Source organism: Longimonas sp. (assembly GCF_040409695.1).
In the GTDB taxonomy this organism is placed as follows: domain Bacteria; phylum Bacteroidota; class Rhodothermia; order Rhodothermales; family Salinibacteraceae; genus Longimonas.
On the sequence record NZ_JARWGJ010000224.1, the window covers coordinates 1 to 19,587 of the forward strand.

Annotated in this window: 17 protein-coding genes; 15 read left to right on the forward strand and 2 right to left on the reverse strand. The window is 62.1% G+C overall.

Features of this window, described 5'->3' with window-relative positions; translation table 11 throughout:
- Together PPP56_RS13450 and PPP56_RS13455 are read right to left on the reverse strand one after the other, a co-directional pair.
- Window positions 1-392 (reverse strand): Uma2 family endonuclease (locus PPP56_RS13450; protein WP_353564567.1); only part of this gene is annotated, 392 nt, incomplete at its 3' end.
- A 21-nt stretch (window positions 393-413) separates the two neighbouring features.
- Window positions 414-1,007: a Uma2 family endonuclease gene (locus PPP56_RS13455; protein WP_353564568.1), complete on the reverse strand. Its 594-nt coding sequence runs from the start codon at window positions 1,005-1,007 to the stop codon at window positions 414-416.
- 143 nt (window positions 1,008-1,150) lie between these two features.
- On the opposite strand from PPP56_RS13455, the gene PPP56_RS13460 reads away from it, so the two are divergent.
- The 15 genes from PPP56_RS13460 to PPP56_RS13530 form a co-directional block, all read left to right on the forward strand.
- Window positions 1,151-1,477 carry a hypothetical protein gene (locus tag PPP56_RS13460; protein WP_353564569.1) on the forward strand — a complete coding sequence of 109 codons (327 nt, stop codon included), beginning with the start codon at window positions 1,151-1,153 and terminating at the stop codon, window positions 1,475-1,477.
- A gap of 78 nt (window positions 1,478-1,555) precedes the next feature.
- Window positions 1,556-3,661, forward strand: coding sequence for a methionine--tRNA ligase (gene metG, locus PPP56_RS13465; protein WP_353564570.1), 2,106 nt, complete (start codon window positions 1,556-1,558; stop codon window positions 3,659-3,661).
- Window positions 3,662-3,806: 145 nt separating this feature from the next.
- On the forward strand, window positions 3,807-4,589 hold the full coding sequence (locus PPP56_RS13470) for an ABC transporter ATP-binding protein (protein ID WP_353564571.1): 783 nt from the start codon (window positions 3,807-3,809) through the stop codon (window positions 4,587-4,589).
- 31 nt (window positions 4,590-4,620) lie between these two features.
- Window positions 4,621-5,196: a cob(I)yrinic acid a,c-diamide adenosyltransferase gene (locus tag PPP56_RS13475; RefSeq protein WP_353564572.1), complete on the forward strand. Its 576-nt coding sequence runs from the start codon at window positions 4,621-4,623 to the stop codon at window positions 5,194-5,196.
- A gap of 93 nt (window positions 5,197-5,289) precedes the next feature.
- Window positions 5,290-6,633: a peptidoglycan DD-metalloendopeptidase family protein gene (locus tag PPP56_RS13480; RefSeq protein ID WP_353564573.1), complete on the forward strand. Its 1,344-nt coding sequence runs from the start codon at window positions 5,290-5,292 to the stop codon at window positions 6,631-6,633.
- Window positions 6,630-7,622, forward strand: coding sequence for an isoaspartyl peptidase/L-asparaginase (locus PPP56_RS13485; protein WP_353564574.1), 993 nt, complete (start codon window positions 6,630-6,632; stop codon window positions 7,620-7,622). The genes PPP56_RS13480 and PPP56_RS13485 overlap by 4 nt, the downstream gene beginning before the upstream one ends.
- Window positions 7,623-7,711: 89 nt before the next feature.
- A complete protein-coding gene (gene ccmA / locus PPP56_RS13490) occupies window positions 7,712-8,353 on the forward strand; it encodes a heme ABC exporter ATP-binding protein CcmA (RefSeq protein ID WP_353564575.1) in 642 nt (213 codons plus the stop codon).
- A gap of 230 nt (window positions 8,354-8,583) precedes the next feature.
- A complete protein-coding gene (locus tag PPP56_RS13495) occupies window positions 8,584-9,012 on the forward strand; it encodes an energy transducer TonB (protein WP_353564576.1) in 429 nt (142 codons plus the stop codon).
- A gap of 111 nt (window positions 9,013-9,123) precedes the next feature.
- Window positions 9,124-10,233 (forward strand): 6-bladed beta-propeller, encoded by a 1,110-nt coding sequence (locus tag PPP56_RS13500; protein ID WP_353564577.1) that lies wholly within the window; start codon window positions 9,124-9,126, stop codon window positions 10,231-10,233.
- 493 nt (window positions 10,234-10,726) lie between these two features.
- A complete protein-coding gene (locus PPP56_RS13505) occupies window positions 10,727-11,392 on the forward strand; it encodes a deoxynucleoside kinase (protein ID WP_353564583.1) in 666 nt (221 codons plus the stop codon).
- A complete protein-coding gene (locus PPP56_RS13510) occupies window positions 11,392-13,689 on the forward strand; it encodes a hypothetical protein (RefSeq protein ID WP_353564578.1) in 2,298 nt (765 codons plus the stop codon). Before PPP56_RS13505 ends, PPP56_RS13510 begins: the two co-directional genes overlap by 1 nt.
- A gap of 244 nt (window positions 13,690-13,933) precedes the next feature.
- A protein-coding gene (prfB, locus tag PPP56_RS13515) for a peptide chain release factor 2 (RefSeq protein WP_353564579.1) occupies window positions 13,934-15,071 on the forward strand; the annotation gives its coding sequence in 2 pieces (ribosomal slippage) (window positions 13,934-14,002 and window positions 14,004-15,071; 1,137 coding nt in all).
- A 712-nt stretch (window positions 15,072-15,783) separates the two neighbouring features.
- The gene (nadB, locus tag PPP56_RS13520; RefSeq protein WP_353564580.1) at window positions 15,784-17,382 is read left to right on the forward strand and encodes an L-aspartate oxidase; all 1,599 of its coding nucleotides are present in this window, start codon (window positions 15,784-15,786) and stop codon (window positions 17,380-17,382) included.
- 68 nt (window positions 17,383-17,450) lie between these two features.
- The gene (locus PPP56_RS13525; RefSeq protein WP_353564581.1) at window positions 17,451-18,296 is read left to right on the forward strand and encodes an NmrA family NAD(P)-binding protein; all 846 of its coding nucleotides are present in this window, start codon (window positions 17,451-17,453) and stop codon (window positions 18,294-18,296) included.
- 358 nt (window positions 18,297-18,654) lie between these two features.
- A partial coding sequence (locus PPP56_RS13530) for a hypothetical protein (protein ID WP_353564582.1) occupies window positions 18,655-19,587 on the forward strand: 933 nt, incomplete at its 3' end.

Consider the following 19,587-nt stretch of genomic DNA (forward strand, 5'->3'; position numbering starts at 1 on the left):
AGACGCCGTTTCGTGTCCTGGTCGAAGGCAAGCGAGGTGGCGGCCACTTCCACGACGAGTGTAGCTGCTGTAGGATGTGCGTCGAGGAAGTCCTCGTTTGAACCAGGCACAACCATCACATCCGGCTCAGGCTCCGAGTCCGCACCTAACGCAAGCGGTACCTGACTCCGTACATGGTGCGAGTCGGGGCAGATGCCGACCAGCGTGTTCATAAGTTTGGTGGTTACGGCAGCATGGCGACTGTTCTGTGGGCCCATAGGTACGATTTGTCCGTGGATCAGCTCAACCCGGTCGTTGGGGCCCAGCACGCCCGCATCCACCATACGCTCGTACTGCGCACGCGTCCAGCGGTGGGCAGGCGCTGCGGAGCGAGAAGCAACAGCTGTATCCATGACGCAACACAAGTCATTTGGTCAGGCAGACAAGATATCAGTGCAGGCAATGACCGCATCAGCAAACGGCACGGACAGGCGTTCGTTGCGTGACACGGTATGTTTCGCGGTATAATCGCCGTCGCTGGGGTGGGTGTACACCTCAACGCAGCCCGACGGCAGGTTCACGATCCAGTATGCGGGGATACCATGCTGGGCATAGAGACGCCGTTTCGTGTCCTGGTCGAACGCAAGCGACGTATCGGCGACTTCTACTACCAAAAGGGCTTCGCTGGGATGCGCATCGAGGTGGTCATCCAGCGTTCCCGGCACCACCGCCACGTCAGGTTCGGGCTCGGAGCCGTCTCCCAATGCCAGGGGATACTGCGTGCGCACGTACGCCTCCGAAGGACAACAGCTATCCAGCACGCGACGCACGCGCTCCACGGTTATTGTATGACGACTGTTCTGTGGACCCATAGGCACAATCTGTCCATCGATCAGCTCAACCCGATCGCTAGGCCCAAGCACGCCTGTCTCGACCATACGCTCATACTGCGCACGGCTAAAACGGTAGCCGTGTGACAGGGGCGTGCGATCTGACCCTTGGATTTGTGGGGAAGCAGGGGAAGGCATAGCAGAATTAGCGCGATTAGCGCAGCACTTTTCATGCACGGCTCACGGCAACGAACTGCATGAGCCTGTCGCAGTTTTTATACTGTATGCAGTATTGCCAACCGCTCCAATTGTTCGACCTTACGGTTCCGCACAGATCTTTTATGGCCACCTATAGCGAAGCAGACTTTGAGACCAGCCGATTCGATTACGGAGAGCGCGTGCGCATCCTCCTGCGCCACCCGAAGCACGGCGGCGTCTTTGGCATTGCCGAAGGCACCTGCACAGCTCGCGAGGAGGATGTCGAGTTTGAAGCCCCCGATGGTACCATGCGCCGCAAGACCCTCGTGTGGCTCAAAGACATCGAAGGCTATGAAAAGCCGCACGATAACATCCCCGACGAGACCAAAGAGGTGAAAGAAGCCTGGTTTGCCGAGGAAGCTCTCCGGAAGCTTGAGGGCGACATGCTCGACGGCGTCAGCTTTAACTAACGGGCGCCCGTCCCGTCACCGCGTCGATGCGCCTTCGCATCCCCTATACACCCTGTTCTTCTCCCCACCCCACCGCACATGTCTGACCCGAACACGCGTCTTACCGTCACCGCCGCCCTGCCCTACGCCAACGGTCCGCTGCACATCGGCCATCTGGCAGGCGCCTACCTGCCGGCTGATCTGTACGTACGTTACCAGCGCCTCACGGGGCGTGATGTGGCTTTTGTATGCGGCTCCGACGAGATGGGCGTGGCCATCCTGATGCGCGCCCTCCGCGAAGACCGCACGCCGCAAGACATTGTGGATACGTACCATCCGCTCATTGAGGAGAGCTTCGAGCGGTTCGGGATGAGCTTCGACTATTACGGACGCACCACCGACGACCTGCACGCCGAGACCACCCGCGATTTCTTTCGCACGCTCGACGCAAAAGACGCGTTCGCGCTCAAAACGCAGGAGCAGCTCTATGACCCCAAAGCCGAGATGTTTTTGGCTGACCGGTTCGTGGTAGGCACCTGTCCGAAGTGCGGCTACGAAGAGGCGTACGGCGACCAGTGCGAACGATGCGGCGCCACGCTCAGCCCCGATGAACTCATCAATCCGCGTAGCACCCTCACCGACGCCACGCCCGAGCTCCGCGAAACCACGCACTGGTACCTGCCGCTCGACGCCATGCAGGACGCGCTGGAATCGTGGATCGATACGCACCCCGAGTGGAAAAACAATGTGCGCGGACAGGTGAAAAGCTGGCTCAATGACGGACTGCAGCCGCGCGCCATCACCCGCGACGTGCCGTGGGGCGTGCCCGTGCCAGCCGATGTGGCCGAACGCCACGGCATTGAAGCCGACGGCAAGGTCATCTACGTGTGGTTCGACGCGCCAATCGGCTACATCTCCATCACCAAACGCTGGGCCGAGGAGCAGGGGGATCCGGAGCGCTGGCGCGCCTACTGGCAGGACGACGACACCGAGCTCGTCCATTTTGTGGGCAAAGACAACATAGTATTTCACTGCCTCATGTTTCCGGCGATGCTGCAGGCGCACGGCGACTATGTGCTGCCTGAGAACGTGCCCGCCAACGAGTTCTTGAACCTGGAAGGCAAGAAGCTCTCCACCAGTCGCAACTGGGCGGTGTGGCTGCACGAATACCTCGACGACTTTGCAGATACGCAGGGCGTCGACATGCTACGCTATGCGCTGGCCACCACGCTGCCCGAGACGAAAGACGCCGACTTCTCCTGGGATGCCTTCCAGAACCGCGTCAACGGCGAGCTGGCCGATGTGCTGGGCAACTTCGTGAATCGCACCCTGACCTTCGCCGATCGCTACTACGACGGCACGGTGCCTCCGCTTGAAGCGCCCACCGACACCGACCAGGCGGTGCTCGACGCGCTCGCTGAGGCGCCTGCCGACATCGCCAGCTCGTATGACGACTTTCGGATGCGCGAGGCCGTCACCAAGACGATGGCCCTGGCGCGCCGCGGCAACAAGTACTTCAACGACACCGAGCCCTGGCACACCCGCAAGAGCGATCCGCAGGCCTGCGCCAATACGGTGCATGTGTGCCTGCAGGTGTGCGCGGCCCTCAGCATCTTGATGGATCCGGTGGTTCCGCACGCAGCGGCACGCCTGCGCGAGATGCTGAACCTGACGGACGTCCGCACCAGCACGCCCGGCTCCGATGCCTCCGACCGCGGATGGGACGCCGCCGGATCCGCTCTGCTGCAGCCCGGACACCCCTTGAACGCCCCCGCTATTCTCTTCGACAAATTAGACGACGACCGCATGGACGCGCAACGCGACAAGCTTGGCACCGACGATTCCGCCCCCACGCCCGAAGATCAGGGCTACGAATCCCCCAAAGACCCCATCGAGTTTGGCGACTTTATGGACCTGGACCTCCGTGTGGGCAAAATCACCCTGGCTGAGCCGGTGGAGGAGGCCGACAAGCTGCTTCGCCTGGAGATCGACTTGGGCTATGAGGAGCGCCAGATTCTGGCAGGCATCGCCCAGCACATGGAGCCCGATGCTATTATCGGCAAGCACGTAACCGTGGTCGCCAACCTCGCGCCCAAGACCATGTTCGGCCTCGAAAGCCAGGGCATGGTGCTGATGGGCGAAGACCGCGACGGCAATCTGTCGCTTCTGACGACCGACGCCGAGCCGGGGTCGGTGGTGCGGTAACACGCATTCCGAGGACATAACCGGCGGCGTTCGCGTTTGTGCGCCACAGGTGGTATGTTTTTTGACGTAACATAGCAGTGCATCACAGCACCCGACAGTACCTGTCATCCGCTTTTACCTGTTCGCTTTTACGTCGCTGGCTCCTATGCCTGTAGTAAGTGCCCGGTCTGTTACGGTCGTACGTGGCGGCGCACGCATTGTGGATGCGGTGTCGATGGCAGCAGATCCCGGCGAGTGGCTCGGCGTTATCGGCCCCAATGGAAGCGGCAAAACCTCGCTTCTTCGCACGCTTTCTGGCTCATGGACGCCCGATGCCGGCACGGTGTGGCTGCACGAGAAAGCGCTTCCCGAGTGGTCCGATCGCGAACGGGCGCGGCGGATTGCCGTCGTGAAGCAGGCGCCCTACGTGGCGTTTGATTTTACGGTGCGAGAGCTCGTTACGCTGGGCCGCGCGCCGTACCGGGGGTGGATGCAGGCGTTCACCGCCGACGACCACGAGCATGTCCAGAGCGCCCTTGCGGCGATGGACATCGCGCACCTGGCCGACCGGGCCGTGCCGTCGCTCAGCGGAGGCGAGCGCCAGCGCGCATTCCTTGCGCAAGCGCTCGTACAGACCCCGACCGCCTGGCTGCTCGATGAGCCCACCGCCCATCTGGACATTCAGTACTGTTTTTCCTTTTTTCAGTACTTGAAGCAGCGTCAGTCCGCGCAAGAGGCCGTTGTTGCGGTGGTGCACGACCTGGAGCTGGCGGCCCGCTTTGCCGACCGCCTGCTGCTGATGGATGAGGGGCGCGTCGTTACAACCGGAGCGCCGCGCGACGTGCTCACGCGCAACCATCTGGCCCAAGTGTTCGACGTGGATGCAACCCCCGAACCCACCCCGCATGGACTGCGTCTGCAGGTGAACGGTCCGCTCGCATCTTCCTGACGTATCTTCCTGACTTAGCACGTTTTCTTGTATGCCCAAAATCTACACGCGTACCGGCGACGACGGTACAACAGCTCTCTTTGGTGGCGATCGCGTTGGCAAAGGCCATCCGCGCATTCGCGCCTACGGCACGGTCGACGAGGTGAACGCGCTGGTTGGCGTTGCGCGGGCGCATCTCCCCGAAACAGAGGCGACTGCGCCGCTCCAGTCCATCTTTCAGACGCTGCAGGAAGACCTGTTCGTGGTCGGGGCTGACCTGGCCACGCCGGAGAATGCCAAGCCTGTGGTGCCGCGTATTACGGAGGCACACATCAAGACCGTTGAGTCGCACATCGATACGCTCAACGAAGACCTGGAGCCGCTGAAGCATTTCATCTTGCCAGGTGGGTCGCCTGCTGCTGCGGCGCTGCACAATGCCCGTACCGTATGCCGCCGGGCCGAGCGCCTGAGCGTGGAAGCGAGCGCCTCTACGCCGCTCAACGAACACGCACTCGTCTACCTGAACCGCCTGTCTGACCTGCTCTTCGTGATGGCCCGCTGGGCCAACCACGCCGCAGGGGTGTCTGAACACACCTGGGTGCCCGACACTGCGGATTCTGCCTCATAGCGGTCTCGCCGTCGTTTTGTAGCTGTACGTAACACCTGCACAACACCCTACCTCCCCACTACCGTTCGTCGTAACCAAACGCATCACCTGTATATGTCCAAGTCGCGTATAGCCCGGTGGAGCGCCGCCCTTGTCGGAGGCGTCTGCTCCTTTGCTCTTGTCGTTCTAATCTTATCGCCCTTCGAAGACGAGCGCCCGCCGGGCGACGCCGCTGCCACGGTGCAGACCGCCGGCCTTGAAGAGGCACCATCCGAAGCGGAAGCCTCATCCGAAACCGCCGCCTCGTCGGCGAACGTACACGGCCTGCCCGAACAGGCGTGGGAGGTCTCCGAGCGGGTCATCCGTCGCAACCAGACCTTTGCCGACCTGCTGCTTGCCCATGGCGTATCGTACCAGCAGGTGGTGAACGTAGCCAGTGCAGTCGAAGATATCTACAACGTGCGGCGCCTGCGTACCGGAAAGACCCTGCACGTCTACAAAGACCCATCCACCGAAACCGCCCGCTACATTGTCTACGAAGCCAGCGCTACGCGCTACGTGGTGTACGACCTCGACACCCCCGGCGAATCGCGCGTGGTGGAGCGCGAAATCGATACGACGTGGGAGCATGTGTCGGGCACCATCGACGGATCGCTCTACCAGACCCTCGTAAACAGCGGTGCGCACCCCGAACTCGTCATCAAGCTGGCCGACGTGTACGCCTGGCAGATCGACTTCTTTCAGATCCGAAAGGGCGACCGGTTCGACATCATCTATGAGTCGCGCTCCATCGAAGGCGAATCCATCCGTCCGGGCGACGTCGTGGCAGCCCGCCTCGTCCACCGCGGCACGCCCTACTACGCCTTCCGCTTCCAGGAAGAGGCCGATGCGCGCATCGAGTACTTCGACGAGGCCGGCAACAGCCTGCGCCGCGAGTTTCTGCGCGCCCCGCTCGACTACACGCGCATCAGCTCGCGCTTCTCAAACAACCGCTACCATCCCGTGCTTGGCGTAAACCGCCCCCACCACGGCACCGACTACGCCGCGCCCACGGGGACGCCAATCCGCGCTGTGGGCGATGGCGTCGTTGAGTTTGCCGCACGTAGCGGCGGAAACGGCAACTACGTTCGCATCCGCCACAACGCAACGTACACCACGGGCTACCTGCATATGAGCCGCTTTGCCGAAGGCATCCGCCGCGGCGTGGAGGTGGAGCAGGGGCAGACGATCGGCTATGTGGGACAGACCGGACTGGCTACGGGGCCGCACCTGTGCTACCGCGTCTGGAAGCATGGCACGCCTGTCGATGCGCTCGACCTGGACCTGCCGCCGGCCTACCCGGTGTCTCCCGAGCTGCGCCAGCCCTACCTGCGCATGGTCGACCGCCTGCTTCCCGCGCTGGAACAAGAAGGCTACTTCGCCGGCGTCCCTGTTAAGTCGCCGCTGACCTCCTCATGAGCACGGGCTTTTCAGGGCATTCCGGGGTGATAGGGGAGGCGGGGCCGATGGCGCTGTTGCACGGCGGGGCATGGGCTATACCCGACCGGGCACTCTCCGATCACCATACCGGCTTGCAGGTGGCAGGAACGGTGGCCACACGTGCGCTGAACGCGTCTACGCATGCTTGTGCTGCCGTCGCCGCCATCGTGGCGGCGCTTGAGGCCGACGGCGCCTTCGATGCGGGCTGCGGCGCGATGCTCAACCGGGCCGGCGAGGCCGAGCTGGACGCCGGGCTCATGGATGGCGCAACCGGTCGCTACGGCGGCGTGATGGCTGTAACGCGCCTTCGCCATCCCATCCGCGTGGCGCATAAGCTGCTCACGGAGGGCGGCGGACAGGCTACGCTGCTTGCCGGAGACGGCGCCGAGGCATTCGCTGAACGCGCAGGGCACACGCTCATCGACAATGAGGCGCTCATCTGCGATCGGGAGCGGGCCCGCTACGAAAAGCACCGCGCTGCCGCAGCCGTCGACCCGAGCGACTCGTTTCTCCCGCCCGACGGGCCAGGCGATACCGTGGGTGCGGTGGTGCGCGACGCCAAGGGCCGGCTGGCGGCAGGTACATCTACAGGCGGTACGCCCTTCAAATGGCCCGGCCGCGTGGGCGACTCGCCGCTACCCGGGGCCGGATACTACGCCACGCCCGATGCCGCGGCCTGTGCCACCGGCTGGGGCGAAGCCATCGCCGGACACAGCCTGTGCGTGCGCGCTGTAGACGCGGTAGCGCGCGGCGAAGCGCCACAGTCCGCCGCCGAGCGCCTCCTACGGGCGATGCAAAAGCGCTACACCCATCCGCGCGGCGAGGGGGCCCGAGCCGGACTGCTCGTGCTGCCGGCGACCGGGCCCGGCGCGTGGGCGTTCACTACCCCACGGATGGCGCGGGCCGCGGTAACCCGTACCGACATAGCGACGGCTGTGCGTGTGCAGGAGGCGCTTCGCTTCCGGTAGCCTGCCGCCGATAGACAACCAAGCCCCCCAGCCTGCCGCGACAGACATTCGTTTGGAGCCAATCACTTCGTATCCCCCTAAACTGTTTTATGGACACCCCTCGTATCGAACTTACCGCCGACGGTCTCGGGCAGCAGTTTGGGCGGTTGGTGCTGTTTCGGGATATGGCATTTACGCTTCGAGAGGGGGCCTCGGTGGCGATTACGGGATCGAACGGGTCGGGAAAGTCGACGCTGCTGCGGATCTTGCTGGGGCTGCTCACGCCAACGGTTGGCGAGGTTACGCTGCAGCTTGATGGCGCGCCGGTGGAGCGGGCGGAGCGTCCGCAGCAGATGGGACTGGTGGCGCCGTATCTGGGCGTGTACGATGCCCTGAGCGCGGCGGAGAATCTGGCGTTTCTGGCACGGGCGCGCCGGCTGCCGGAGGCCGAGGCGCGCATCGAAGAGGTGCTCGCGCAGGTTGGGCTCGCCAACCGGGCCGACGACGCGGTAGGCACGTACTCGTCGGGGATGCGCCAGCGCGTGAAGGTCGCGGCCGCGCTGCTCCATCGTCCGCCGGTGCTTCTGCTCGACGAGCCCTCGACCAACCTTGACGCGCCCGGGCGCGCTATGATCGAGGCAGTGCAGCACGAGCATCTGTCGCGGGGTGGACTGCTGGTCGTGGCCACCAACCACGCCACCGAAGCCGAGGGCCGCGACCGCGTGATCGACATCGGCGCGTTTTCGGCGTGATGGCGCAGCGCTACTGAGCGCTCCTCGGCTCAGCAGTACACCGGCTTGGCAGCACCGGCGCGGACTTCCGTGCAGGTCGGGCAGATCAGACTTGTGTAGATCAAAGATGTTGTGTAGATTGGCTGTGTGGATTAGATGCATGCAGTGCACAAAACACATATCATGACAGCACGCAATAGCGTCCGATTCTTTGTTGCAGCCTGTCTCCGTTCGTTTCTACACCCGGTTCTATGCCTCGTTTACACGTATTTATTTCCGCTTTTCTCTTCTGTGCAGCTGGGCTTCTGATAGGAGGCTGTGCAAGCTCGCAGCCGGAGCCTTCCGATGGAGCAGCGCTCTCCTCCGAAGCTGCCGAATCGGCAGGGCCCGTGCGTGTCAGTCCGCGTTTGGTGGGGGGGCGGAAGGCGTTCTACGATGCGTTTGCGTTTCCGCGAGACGACATGGATCGGGCCGAGGAGCGTACCGTACGGGTGCGCCTGCTGATTGAGGCAGATGGCGCCGTAGAGGTGCAAGAGGTTGTGCAGTCGTCGGGCGTCTTCGCGATTGATCGGGCGGTGGTCGAGACAATAACCAGCCTGGAGTGGGAGCCCGGCACGGAAGACGGCGAGCCGGTGCCCGTGCGAATGACGATCCCCTTCGTGCTCCGGACAAGTCCGTAGGGCATGTGTTTTCCAGCGCAAGTATTGCAAGTTATAAGTGCAAATCAGAAGGAGGAAAGAATGATGAACCGACTTGCAGCACAGATCTGTTCTGTTTTTGTCGTTCTAACGTTGGCAACACTGTTTGCCGGGTGCGGAGGCAGCGATGCCCCCAGAGCTACTCACACGGTCGAGGAGGAGGACGACCGCAGGGTTATCTCGAATACCAATGCACCGGTGTGGGAGGACCCCTCCGAAGCGCCGATTCGATTCGAGCAAACGGGCTCCTTTGGGGCCGAAGATGCTCCTCCTGAAGCGCTGCTGTCGGAGGTTGCTGATATCGCGGTCGACGACAACGGAAATGTATACGTCCTCGACCGCAACGACAGCCGGCTGGTTGCGTTCGATGCCGATGGGGGCTTTCGGTGGGCGGCAGGCCGCGAGGGGCAAGGGCCCGGCGAGTTTCAGTTTCCGTCGGGACTGGTGCTGCTCCCAAGCGGTGGGCTTCTTGTCTTGCAGATGTCCGGACGCCTCGATGTGTGGAGCGCCGATGGCACGTACGAGCGAAGCCACACTCCCGCGGACATGCAGGTGCGACTGGGCAGCCTGCTTAAAGGCACTGATGCAACGGCTGCAATTGTAGGCGTTGACGAAGAGTTTGAAGGGCTTGCGCAGATCGTTAGTACCGAGACTTTCGAGGTGGTGCACACGTTTCCTGTCGACGTGCGCATGAACTTTCCGCTGGCATACGGCCCCATCATGCGGGCTCGATACAAAAACGATCTGCTTTACGTGGCTCGACAAAGTGGATACCAGATCGACACTTACGACGTCACCACGGGGGAGCGCATCCAGCAGATAACCCAGCCCGACGCTGCAGGCATGGTCGGCATGGGGATGGGACAGATTGAGCAGGGGACTCGCTTCTATCAGTTTAGTGCGCTGGGGGCTCCGCTCTATCTTTCCGGCGGCACGCGTCTTGTGTCGACCTTTCGAGCTGAAGGGGTCGACGATCCCAACGAGTGGGTTCAGGAGCGAGCAGACGAACTCGGCACGGTTGAGCACCACGCATTTCTCGATGTATACGACGAGGACTACCGCTTGCAGGGACGTCTGATGTGGAGCGCTACGCGCACGCCCGGCATCGGGCAGCTGGCTACGATTGGACCCGATGGCGCGCTGTATACGACGCGCACCGACCCTTACCCGCACGTGCGGCGGTACACGGTTTCAGTTGAGTAGTTCAGTTGCGTAGCGGGGCTGGTGTCAAATCAGCGCCCCTGACTCATAAATCTGTTATTGCGAAAATCTAATTGCCATTCGGAAGGAGCCACTCCGGCGAGAGGGGCCCCCGCCTGCAGCGTGGCGAAGTCAAGATGACAATGCCATGAGATGACAATGCACGAACGAAGCAGTGCATGCCAAAACAGACGTGTGACGGCACTTAGGCGATACCGGCAAGTACCGTAGTGCACGTATTTCTGGGCATACAATTGGCATCGAAGGCCCCTCCAAAGGCCTTGTCCTCTTCGTTCTTTGTCCAACGGAGATGTGCAACAGAAATATTGAGCAGGCGGACCCCCTCGCATCCCCCACACCCCGTAGCGCATCCGCTCTGGCCCCTGATCTTTGCGCAAAACGGACGCGGCGGGCTTCCCTTCGTCTCTGGTGCCGCCTACATTACATGTCCATCCCAACCAAAACTACCGTAAACCGCGCGTCCATCCCCGCTCTCATGCCCGACCTGTTCGACGCTCCCCAAGACGACGACCGCAAAAAATTTGTCACCATCTCTGGCAACATCGGCGCCGGCAAAAGCTCGCTCACCGATATCCTGAGTTCCTACTTCGGGTGGGAGGCCTTCTACGAAAACGTCGACGACAACCCCTACCTCGACGACTTCTACGACGACATGCGCCGCTGGTCGTTCAACCTGCAGGTCTTCTTCCTCTCCAGTCGCTTTCACCACCAGCGCCGCATCGAAGAGTCCGACGAGTCCGTCGTGCAAGACCGCTCCATCTACGAGGACGCCGAGATCTTTGCGCGCAACCTCTACGAAATGAACCTGATGAGCGAGCGCGATTATAGAAACTACACGGAGCTCTTCGGCATCATGACCTCTTACCTGCAGCCGCCCACGCTGCTGGTCTACCTCAAGGCTTCGGTGCCCACGCTCGTCGACCACATCCAGGCGCGCGGCCGCAACTTCGAGTCGACCATCCGCATCGACTATCTCGAACGTCTGCAGAAGCACTACAGCAACTGGATCGACAGCTATGACCGCGGCCCGAAGATGATCGTCAACGTCGACGAGGTCGACTTCGTCAATAACGATTCCGACCGCCGCCAGGTCGTCAGCCAGATCGAGAGCCGCCTCTACGGACTCTTCCCCGACGAGTGATGCTGCATCTACGCATCGGGTATGTCGTGCTTGTGCTGGGCTGCCTGTGGATGGGGGTAGAGGGATGCGCACCACCGCGCCCCCTCGCTGCGAACCCGGCCGCTCTGCAGGGGCACAGCGCCCTCGATGCGCAGCAGGCGCAGGTGCACCGCACTGCCCACTCCAACAACGCTGTTGGACTGTGGGCGTGGTATACGCATCAAGCCCACACCGACACGGTCGACACCGATACGCTTGAAGCGGACACGCTCGACACGACACTTCCAGCTGTTGACTCGCTTCGGACGGATACACTCGACGTACGCGTCCCGGAGGCAGTCTCTCCGGAGGCAGTCTCCCCCGATGCCGACACGGTCGACACCGATACGCTCGATGCGCCCCAGCCGCCCGATGTCGACGCCGACAGCCCGGAAGAGCCTCTGCGGCCACTTTCCCTTCTGCCGGCTGCCCCCGAGCGCACGCTGGCCGACACCGTGCTCTACCGCCGCGCCCATCCCCGCATCGCTGAAAACCTGGCCGAAGCGCCCGGCAGCTTCCTCTATCACCTCGGCCCCGAAGGGAGTCCGCACGGCTGGGCGCGCTACGGCCTCGCCCCGCACCACGTTGACTACTGGGTCGACGACCGCCGCTATGCCGACCCGGTTACGCAGCAGCCGCGCTACGACCTGATGCCCACTCTCTTCCTGACGCGCCCGAGCGGCGAGGCGCCCGATGGAAGCGCCGGAGCGGTGCCGCTATCGCAGCAGTGGCGCACCTTCACGCCCGACCGCCCGCTCACCGAGCTGCGCTACCGGCGCGGCGGCGGCGACCTGCAGTCTATCGAAGCTGCCCACACACAAGGCCGCCCTGTCACGTGGTTTGGGCGCCCGGCGCGCTTCGCTGCCACGTTTGGCTATGGCGGACGCTCAACCGCCGACACGTATACCAGCACCGAGATCGACCTGGAGCGCCAGGTGCTGCTTCGGGTCCGGTATCAGCAGAATCGGTTCGCGGTCGACCTTACGAACTATTCGGTGCGGCACCGCAAGGATACGCACGGCGGGGTAGAGCCGGCGGTGCCCGGTGTGCGGGCCAGCCTGTTCTTCCCGAACCAGGCAAATGTTCGCGATGCCGCCCGGCGCCAGACCATCCGCAACGACCTGGTGCTGCGCGCCCGACTCGCCTGGACGACCACCCAGCCCGCGCTGCAGGTCACCGGCGGCTGGACGTCCAATACCTTCGACTATACCCCTGCCACTGAAACCACCCGCATCCGCTCGCAGGTGTGGACGACCACGGTACGCCAGCCGCTGCGCTGGCGGCAGCACCAGGGCGCGCTCTTCGCCTACACCGAGCGCAATACTGCCCCCCGCGACACGCTGGCCACCGCCAACCCGGCTATGCAGTCCACGCGGGCGGGGCTTCGGTATACGGCACCGCTCACCCCAACCGATGTAACCGCGACGGCCCAGGTGCACCAGCATACCGACCACGGCGTGTATCCTACGGCACAGATTACCGTACGTCGCCCTTTCGGAGAGCTGTCTTTTGGAGAGCTGGAGGCCGAAGCGCGCGTGGCGACCTCGGCTCGTCCCAGCTCGCGCCTCGAGACGTACGGAGCTGGCGCCTTCGTAACGCCGCTCGACGCGCCGGTACTTACACGCACCCACCGCGCCCGGCTTGGACTGAGCTACACACGCGGCCCGTTCGACGGCCAGGTGACGGCGTTCGGGCATCGCATCCAGGATGCCGTTGAGCTGGAGCGGGGGAGCAACCCCAGCGAAGCCACCGCACGGCAGGCCCCGAGCGCTATCGATGTGGCGGGCGTGTCGGGGCGGCTGCGCTGGCGCTACGCGGCCGAGCGGGGCCTCTACGCCGTGGCCCAGGCGACGGCTCTGGAGATGCTCAACGCTACCGCCTCTACGTTTCATCTGCAGTACGCCGAAAGCCTCCCCGACATATACGGCCGGGGGCGTATCGGAGCGCGGTTTGTGCTCTTTCAGGATCTCGACATCGATCTGTACGCAGAAGCATACGGCTGGTCGGAGTTTGGGAGCCGGTGGTTTCACGCGCCGACCGGACTGCTTACGCTGCCGCAGCTAACCGAGCCGGCAACGCCCGACACGCCCATCCGGTTAACGCCAGACGGTGTGATGAACGTGCATGCTGAAATCGACCTGCGGGGCGCTAAGCTGATGCTTAGCTTTGAGAACGCCCTCGGCGGCACCGACGTAACTCCGGGTACGTATATGGTGCCAACCTATCCGCTTCCGAATCAGCGCTTTCGGTTTGGTATCCACTGGCCGCTGTTTGACTGAGTGCGCAGCGGAGCCGTACACACGGACGGGTACGAGAAACAGATACAACCATGCGCCCGCGCCTTCGCATCCCCCAGAATAAAACCAGAATAGAACCAGTATATAGAACGCATCAGAGATAGATTGGATGGAAGGGAGGCGCGGCGGGAACGACTGCCCCATGATACTCATCCGACCTTTCGCAGCGTTACAACACAACTGCTGCGCGAAGTGCCGTTATTGCAAGTAATTTTTTGATACAGCCATGAGTCAATACAACGAGCAAGACCTGGTCACCCTCTATGAGCGCACCGACGCGCTCGGGGGCTATCTTTGACCCGGCTGAACGCGAAGCCCGCATCGCCGAACTGAACCAGGAGCGCCTCGACCCCTCGTTCTGGGATGACCCGGAGCGTGCCCGCACCGTCGAAAAGCGCATTGCTCGCGAGCAGGAATGGCTCGATGCGTGGGAGGAGCTACAGGAGCATGTCGAAACGCTCGAAACGCTTCAGCTGCTGGCCTCAGAAGAAGACGAAGACTTGAGCGACGAGATCGACGCCGAAGCGAAGACGCTGGAGCGCAAGCTCGACAAGCTCGAAATGAAGAGCCTGCTCGACGGTCCCGACGACCACCGCGACGCGATCATGACGATCAATCCAGGCGCTGGGGGCACCGAGAGCCAGGATTGGGCGAGCATGCTGCTACGTATGTACAGCCGCTGGGCCGAAAAGGAGGGCTACACCACCGAGATGCTCGGCTATCAGCCTGCTGAGGCCGCCGGCATCAAGAGTGCCACACTCCGCATCGCCGGAGACAACGCGTACGGCTATCTGAAGTCCGAGCGCGGCGTGCACCGTCTGGTGCGGATCTCCCCATTCGACTCCAACAGCCGTCGCCATACCTCGTTTGCGAGCGTATTTGTGTATCCGGAGGTGGATGACACTATTGAGGTAGACCTGAGTGCTGGGTCAACCGAGCTTCAGACCTTCCGCTCCGGCGGCAAGGGGGGGCAGCACGTGAACAAGGTGTCTACAGGCGTGCGTCTCATCTGGAACGGCACGCTCTCGAACGGCGACGAAATTGAGGTCGTGGCCGAGTGTACCGAAGAGCGAAGTCAGCTGCAGAACCGCGAGCGCGCAGAGAAGATGCTCAAGAGCCGCGTCTATCAGGCCGAGCAGGAGCTGCAGGAGCAGGCGCGCGAGGAGGTCGAATCGTCCAAAAAAAGCATCGAGTGGGGCAGCCAGATTCGCTCGTATGTGCTGCATCCGTATACGATGGTGAACGACCACCGCACCGAGACGAAGCTCTCGGATGCGGAGGCGATTCTGGAGGGCGAGATCGACCCGCTCATCCAGGCGTACCTGACCCACGGTAAGAAGGGCATCAAGCCGGTGGAGTCGTAGGTTGGATACGGGGCTTCCCTTCAAACCCTGTCATGGTAAGCAAAGGCCGACGAAGCCCCTACCGTTGTCGGGGGACCCGTCTCCCACTCCGTTAGCAGGAGCCTGGCGCGTGGTAGGCCGTGCCGAGCATGTAGGAGATCCTTCGGCTGTGCTCAGGATGACAAATTACGGTAATGGATAGACGCTAAATGATAGAGCGATTGAATGCAACAGCTCTTTCTTTTTCGAACCCCCTCTCCCTACGGGTTTCTCCCCCTTGGCCAAGGGGGAGATGTCCACAGGATCACGCCTTTGGCGAAGCTCGGCAGACAGAGGCGGTTTGGGCAGATTGCGATGATGTAAACCACAGACAATCATTTAACATCTTACCGCTACCCAAATTACAAATGACTGTCATGGTGAGCGGAGACTGACGGAGGAGGTCGCAGTCGAACCATCGCCCCGGAGCGCAGCGGCTCCTGTCGAATCGACGGTCCTGCCCGGTTCGGGAGAGATCTTTACTCACTACGTCCGTCAGTCGCTACGCTCGTGTCAGGCTGCGCGTCTCCACAGCGGAGCCGCTTCACCAAGGTGACAATCGGCTGAGTGAAATTGGCACAAAGAGAAGGTGAGGTGTTGCAACGGGATCCTCGTTCGCGGCCTCTGAAGGAAAGAAACGGGATGCCAGCCGTTAACACGTTGTCCGTATCATTTCATTGACCTGTTGTACCCTATGTCGATTGCCTCACGCACCGACTTTCTCGTCATCGGCAGCGGCGTAGCCGGGCTTACGTTTGCGGTGAAAGCGGCGGCGTACGGTCGGGTCACCGTCATCACAAAAGACGACCTCGGCGAAACCAACACCTCGTATGCACAGGGCGGCATTGCCACAGTCATCGACGAGTCGGACAGTCCCGAGCAGCATCTCGAAGACACGCTGGATGCGGGAGCCGGACTCTGCGATCCGGAGATTGTCTCGATCGTCGTAAACGAGGGGCCGGAGCGGCTGCGCGAACTCATCGAGTGGGGCGCGCATTTCACCCGCACCGGCAGCTCCGACGCGCTCCACCTGGGACGCGAAGGTGGCCACTCGGCCAACCGCATTGTGCACGCCGACGACGCCACCGGGGCCGAGGTGCAGCGGGCGCTCATGGAGCAGGTGCGGGCGCATCCGTCAATCGACCTGCACCCGCAGCACACCGCTGTGGACCTGCTCACCGAGCACCATCTGGGGCAGCACGTCAACCGCATGCGTCCGGATGTGCACTGCTTTGGCGCATATGTGCTCGACCGCACCACCGGTACCGTGCACACCGTGCAGGCGCAAGCCACGATTCTGGCGGCAGGGGGATGCGGACAGGTCTACCAGCACACTACGAATCCGCCTGTGGCTACGGGCGATGGCGTGGCCATGGCCTACCGGGCGAAAGCGCGTGTATCGAACATGGAGTTCGTGCAGTTTCACCCGACCTCGCTCTACCATCCTGATGCCGACTCTTTCCTCATTTCGGAAGCGGTTCGAGGGGAGGGCGGACGCCTGTACAATCGGCGGGGCGAGCGCTTCATGCTCGACTACGACGAGCGCGCCGAACTGGCCCCCCGCGACATTGTGGCCCGCGCCATCGACGACCAGATGAAGCGCCACGGCGACGATCACGTCTGGCTCGACATCTCGCACAAGCCCGCCGAGGAGGTCCGCAGGCACTTCCCCATGATCGCAGAGACCTGCCTGCAGTATGGCATCGACATCACCGAAGAGCCCATTCCCGTCGTGCCCGCTGCGCACTACATGTGCGGGGGCGTGCAGACGGATGCGCACGGACGCACTTCGATCGATCAGCTCTACGCGATCGGCGAGGTGGCCTGCACCGGACTCCACGGCGCTAACCGGCTCGCAAGCAACTCGCTCGTAGAGGGGCTCGTGTTCGGCCACCGCGCCATGCAGGTGGCCAAAGACCACCTCAACGATGCCTACAGCCCGCAGCCGATTCCAGACTGGGACCACAGCGGTACGGAAGCGCCCGGCGAGGAAATTCTGATGACCCACAACCGTGATGAACTGAAGCGCGTGATGTCGAACTACGTTGGCATCGTGCGTTCGGACGTCCGCCTGAAACGCGCTGCGCGCCGTATCCACCTGCTCTACGAAGAAACCGAAGCGTTCTACCAGGAGGCGCACGTGTCAACCCGCCTCTGCGAGCTCCGCAACATGATCACCACGTGCTACCTCATCGTGCGCAGCGCTCGCATGCGCCGCGAGAGCCGCGGACTCCACTACAATGCCGACTACCCGGAGTCACAGCCCGAAGAGCAGCGCGCCACACGGTTGTAGCAGCTGTAATCATCTACTGAGCGACCGACCCATCTGCATCAGCTTAGTAGTTATAGTTAGTAGAAGGAATGGATACGACAGTATTGGTTACCGGTCCTACCGGAAATGTCGGCGCCCCGCTTGTGCGCATCCTAAGCGAACAGGGAGTTTCCATACAGGCCGGAGTGCACAGTGGCATAGGACGTCTGGGAGAGGTGCCGACTGTGCCACTTGACTTTCGAAAGCCCGAAACCTTTGTGGGGGCTCTTTCAGGAGTTGAACAGGTGTTTCTCGTGCGTCCGCCTGCCATCTCAGATATCGGGAATACGCTGGGCCCGTTCATTGAGCAGGCCGAAGCGATGGGCGTGCGGCACATTGTCTTTCTATCGCTGCTGGGGGCCGAGGCCAATCCTGTTGTGCCCCATGCCCGCGTCGAGTCCTCTCTCATGGAGGCAGATCTTGACGTGACGCTTTTGCGAGCCAGCTTCTTCATGCAGAACCTTAGTACCACGCACCGCCGCGAAATCAGGGATCGTGGGGAGATCATCGTGCCTGCAGGTGATGGACGTACGAGTTTTGTGGATTGCCGTGACTTGGCTGCGGCCGCTGCTCGCGCACTGACCGACCCCAGCGTTACCTGTCGTGCTTATGACTGCACCGGTCCCGCTGCGCTCTCATACCATGAGGTAGCTGCGATCATGACTGATGTGCTTGACCGGCCCATCCGGTATACGAATCCGTCCCTGCTGCGATTTGCGTGGCACGCATACCAGGAGGGCCATCCCTGGATAAAAATTGTGGTCATGGGCGCGATTTATACCACTGCACGCCTTGGCTGGGCTGCGCGAGTGACTGATGACCTGAACCGGCTGCTTACTCGTCCGCCCTACACCATGCGCGAATTTGTCGAATCTCATGCTTCCTCGTGGGCGTAGGCGGCCAGTAAAGCGTCTCCCAATCCATCTCTCCGTTTGTCGCAGCCGGAAAACTGCGTGGCTCGGCCGCGTTTGTCTGCATCCAGACGCCACGCGATTGTGCCACCACGTCGGGATGTCCGCATGCACATGGGCAATACGCATATCCTGCGTACACCCGTTCAACAGACGGAGTGCGCGGTCGCTATACGTGGTCGCTACAGATGTCCTCGCTCGTGAATCCTGGCGCAACAGATGGAAGCTCTTCTCTTCGTTGGTCTCTTTCTTTTTGGCGTACTCATTGCGATGGGCATGACCGTTGTGCCCATCGCCTATGTACTGGTTTCGTTGACAGGCCACACGACGAAGTGGCTGAGGGGTGTTTGGGCGTATTTTTGGATACGGAGCGCTACTGGCGCTTCTCATGACAGGATGTGGGGCCAGCGGCACAAGCCTCAACGATATTCAGCGCATGCGTCAGGCTGAGCGGACGCCACAGGTGGAGATTTCCGCTATGATCTCGGGCGAGGTGGCTATCACCGGAACGATTCGGGCAGGCAGTGAGCTACTGAGCGCGCCCGAAACAGGTCACGCATCCGTCTACTATCGCTACCTGATCCAAGAGCGCGACGACGATTCCTGGAGGCAGGTCGAATCCACAAACGACCCCGTCGAGGCGTTTTTCGTTGAGGATACAACCGGACAGGTGCGCGTCATCCCAGCCGGGGCGCGCATCGATGCTTCGATAAAGCACCGCCGTGTGGAAGGCAACAGGCGCTACACCGAGTACCGGCTTGACCCCGGCGATACCGTTCACCTCATGGGGTACGTCACGTCAAGTGGACCGGAGTACGTGGTTGGGTTTCAAGAGCAGGGCGACTACTACGCTCGCATCTCTTCGCATGCGCTCTCTGCAGAGGGCTTTCGAGATAATAAAGCAGGGCAGAGCCGCTTTCTGATGGCTTTTGGGATAGGCTGCCTGCTTACGTTTGCGTTCTTTGCTCTTCAACGCCTCCTTGTGCATGGCACGATGTTCTATCTTGTAGGGGCTACCGCTGTGGTAATTGGTTTTATGGGGATGCAGGGCCTGTTCATGCTGCGCAGCGACATCGAACAGGCCCACCGCGCTGCTACGCATGTGATGCAAGAGGGAGAGCAGGCTATACAGCAGATTCTACAACGCCATAATATTGAAGCAGATGTACGAAGTGCACAGCCGCTCGACGAGCCCCCGTTCACCGTACTCTCAGAGGCAGAGCGGCAGCGCATACGCGGCGTACGCATCCGTATGGCCCAGGCCGTTGCAAATGCA

Coding starts and splice junctions, on each gene's coding strand:
- PPP56_RS13455 (WP_353564568.1), bottom strand. CDS start 1,007: ATGCCTTCCCCTGCTTCCCCACAAATCCAAGGGTCAGATCGCACGCCC.
- PPP56_RS13460 (WP_353564569.1), top strand. CDS start 1,151: ATGGCCACCTATAGCGAAGCAGACTTTGAGACCAGCCGATTCGATTAC.
- metG (WP_353564570.1), top strand. CDS start 1,556: ATGTCTGACCCGAACACGCGTCTTACCGTCACCGCCGCCCTGCCCTAC.
- PPP56_RS13470 (WP_353564571.1), top strand. CDS start 3,807: ATGCCTGTAGTAAGTGCCCGGTCTGTTACGGTCGTACGTGGCGGCGCA.
- PPP56_RS13475 (WP_353564572.1), top strand. CDS start 4,621: ATGCCCAAAATCTACACGCGTACCGGCGACGACGGTACAACAGCTCTC.
- PPP56_RS13480 (WP_353564573.1), top strand. CDS start 5,290: ATGTCCAAGTCGCGTATAGCCCGGTGGAGCGCCGCCCTTGTCGGAGGC.
- PPP56_RS13485 (WP_353564574.1), top strand. CDS start 6,630: ATGAGCACGGGCTTTTCAGGGCATTCCGGGGTGATAGGGGAGGCGGGG.
- ccmA (WP_353564575.1), top strand. CDS start 7,712: ATGGACACCCCTCGTATCGAACTTACCGCCGACGGTCTCGGGCAGCAG.
- PPP56_RS13495 (WP_353564576.1), top strand. CDS start 8,584: ATGCCTCGTTTACACGTATTTATTTCCGCTTTTCTCTTCTGTGCAGCT.
- PPP56_RS13505 (WP_353564583.1), top strand. CDS start 10,727: ATGCCCGACCTGTTCGACGCTCCCCAAGACGACGACCGCAAAAAATTT.
- PPP56_RS13510 (WP_353564578.1), top strand. CDS start 11,392: ATGCTGCATCTACGCATCGGGTATGTCGTGCTTGTGCTGGGCTGCCTG.
- nadB (WP_353564580.1), top strand. CDS start 15,784: ATGTCGATTGCCTCACGCACCGACTTTCTCGTCATCGGCAGCGGCGTA.
- PPP56_RS13525 (WP_353564581.1), top strand. CDS start 17,451: ATGGATACGACAGTATTGGTTACCGGTCCTACCGGAAATGTCGGCGCC.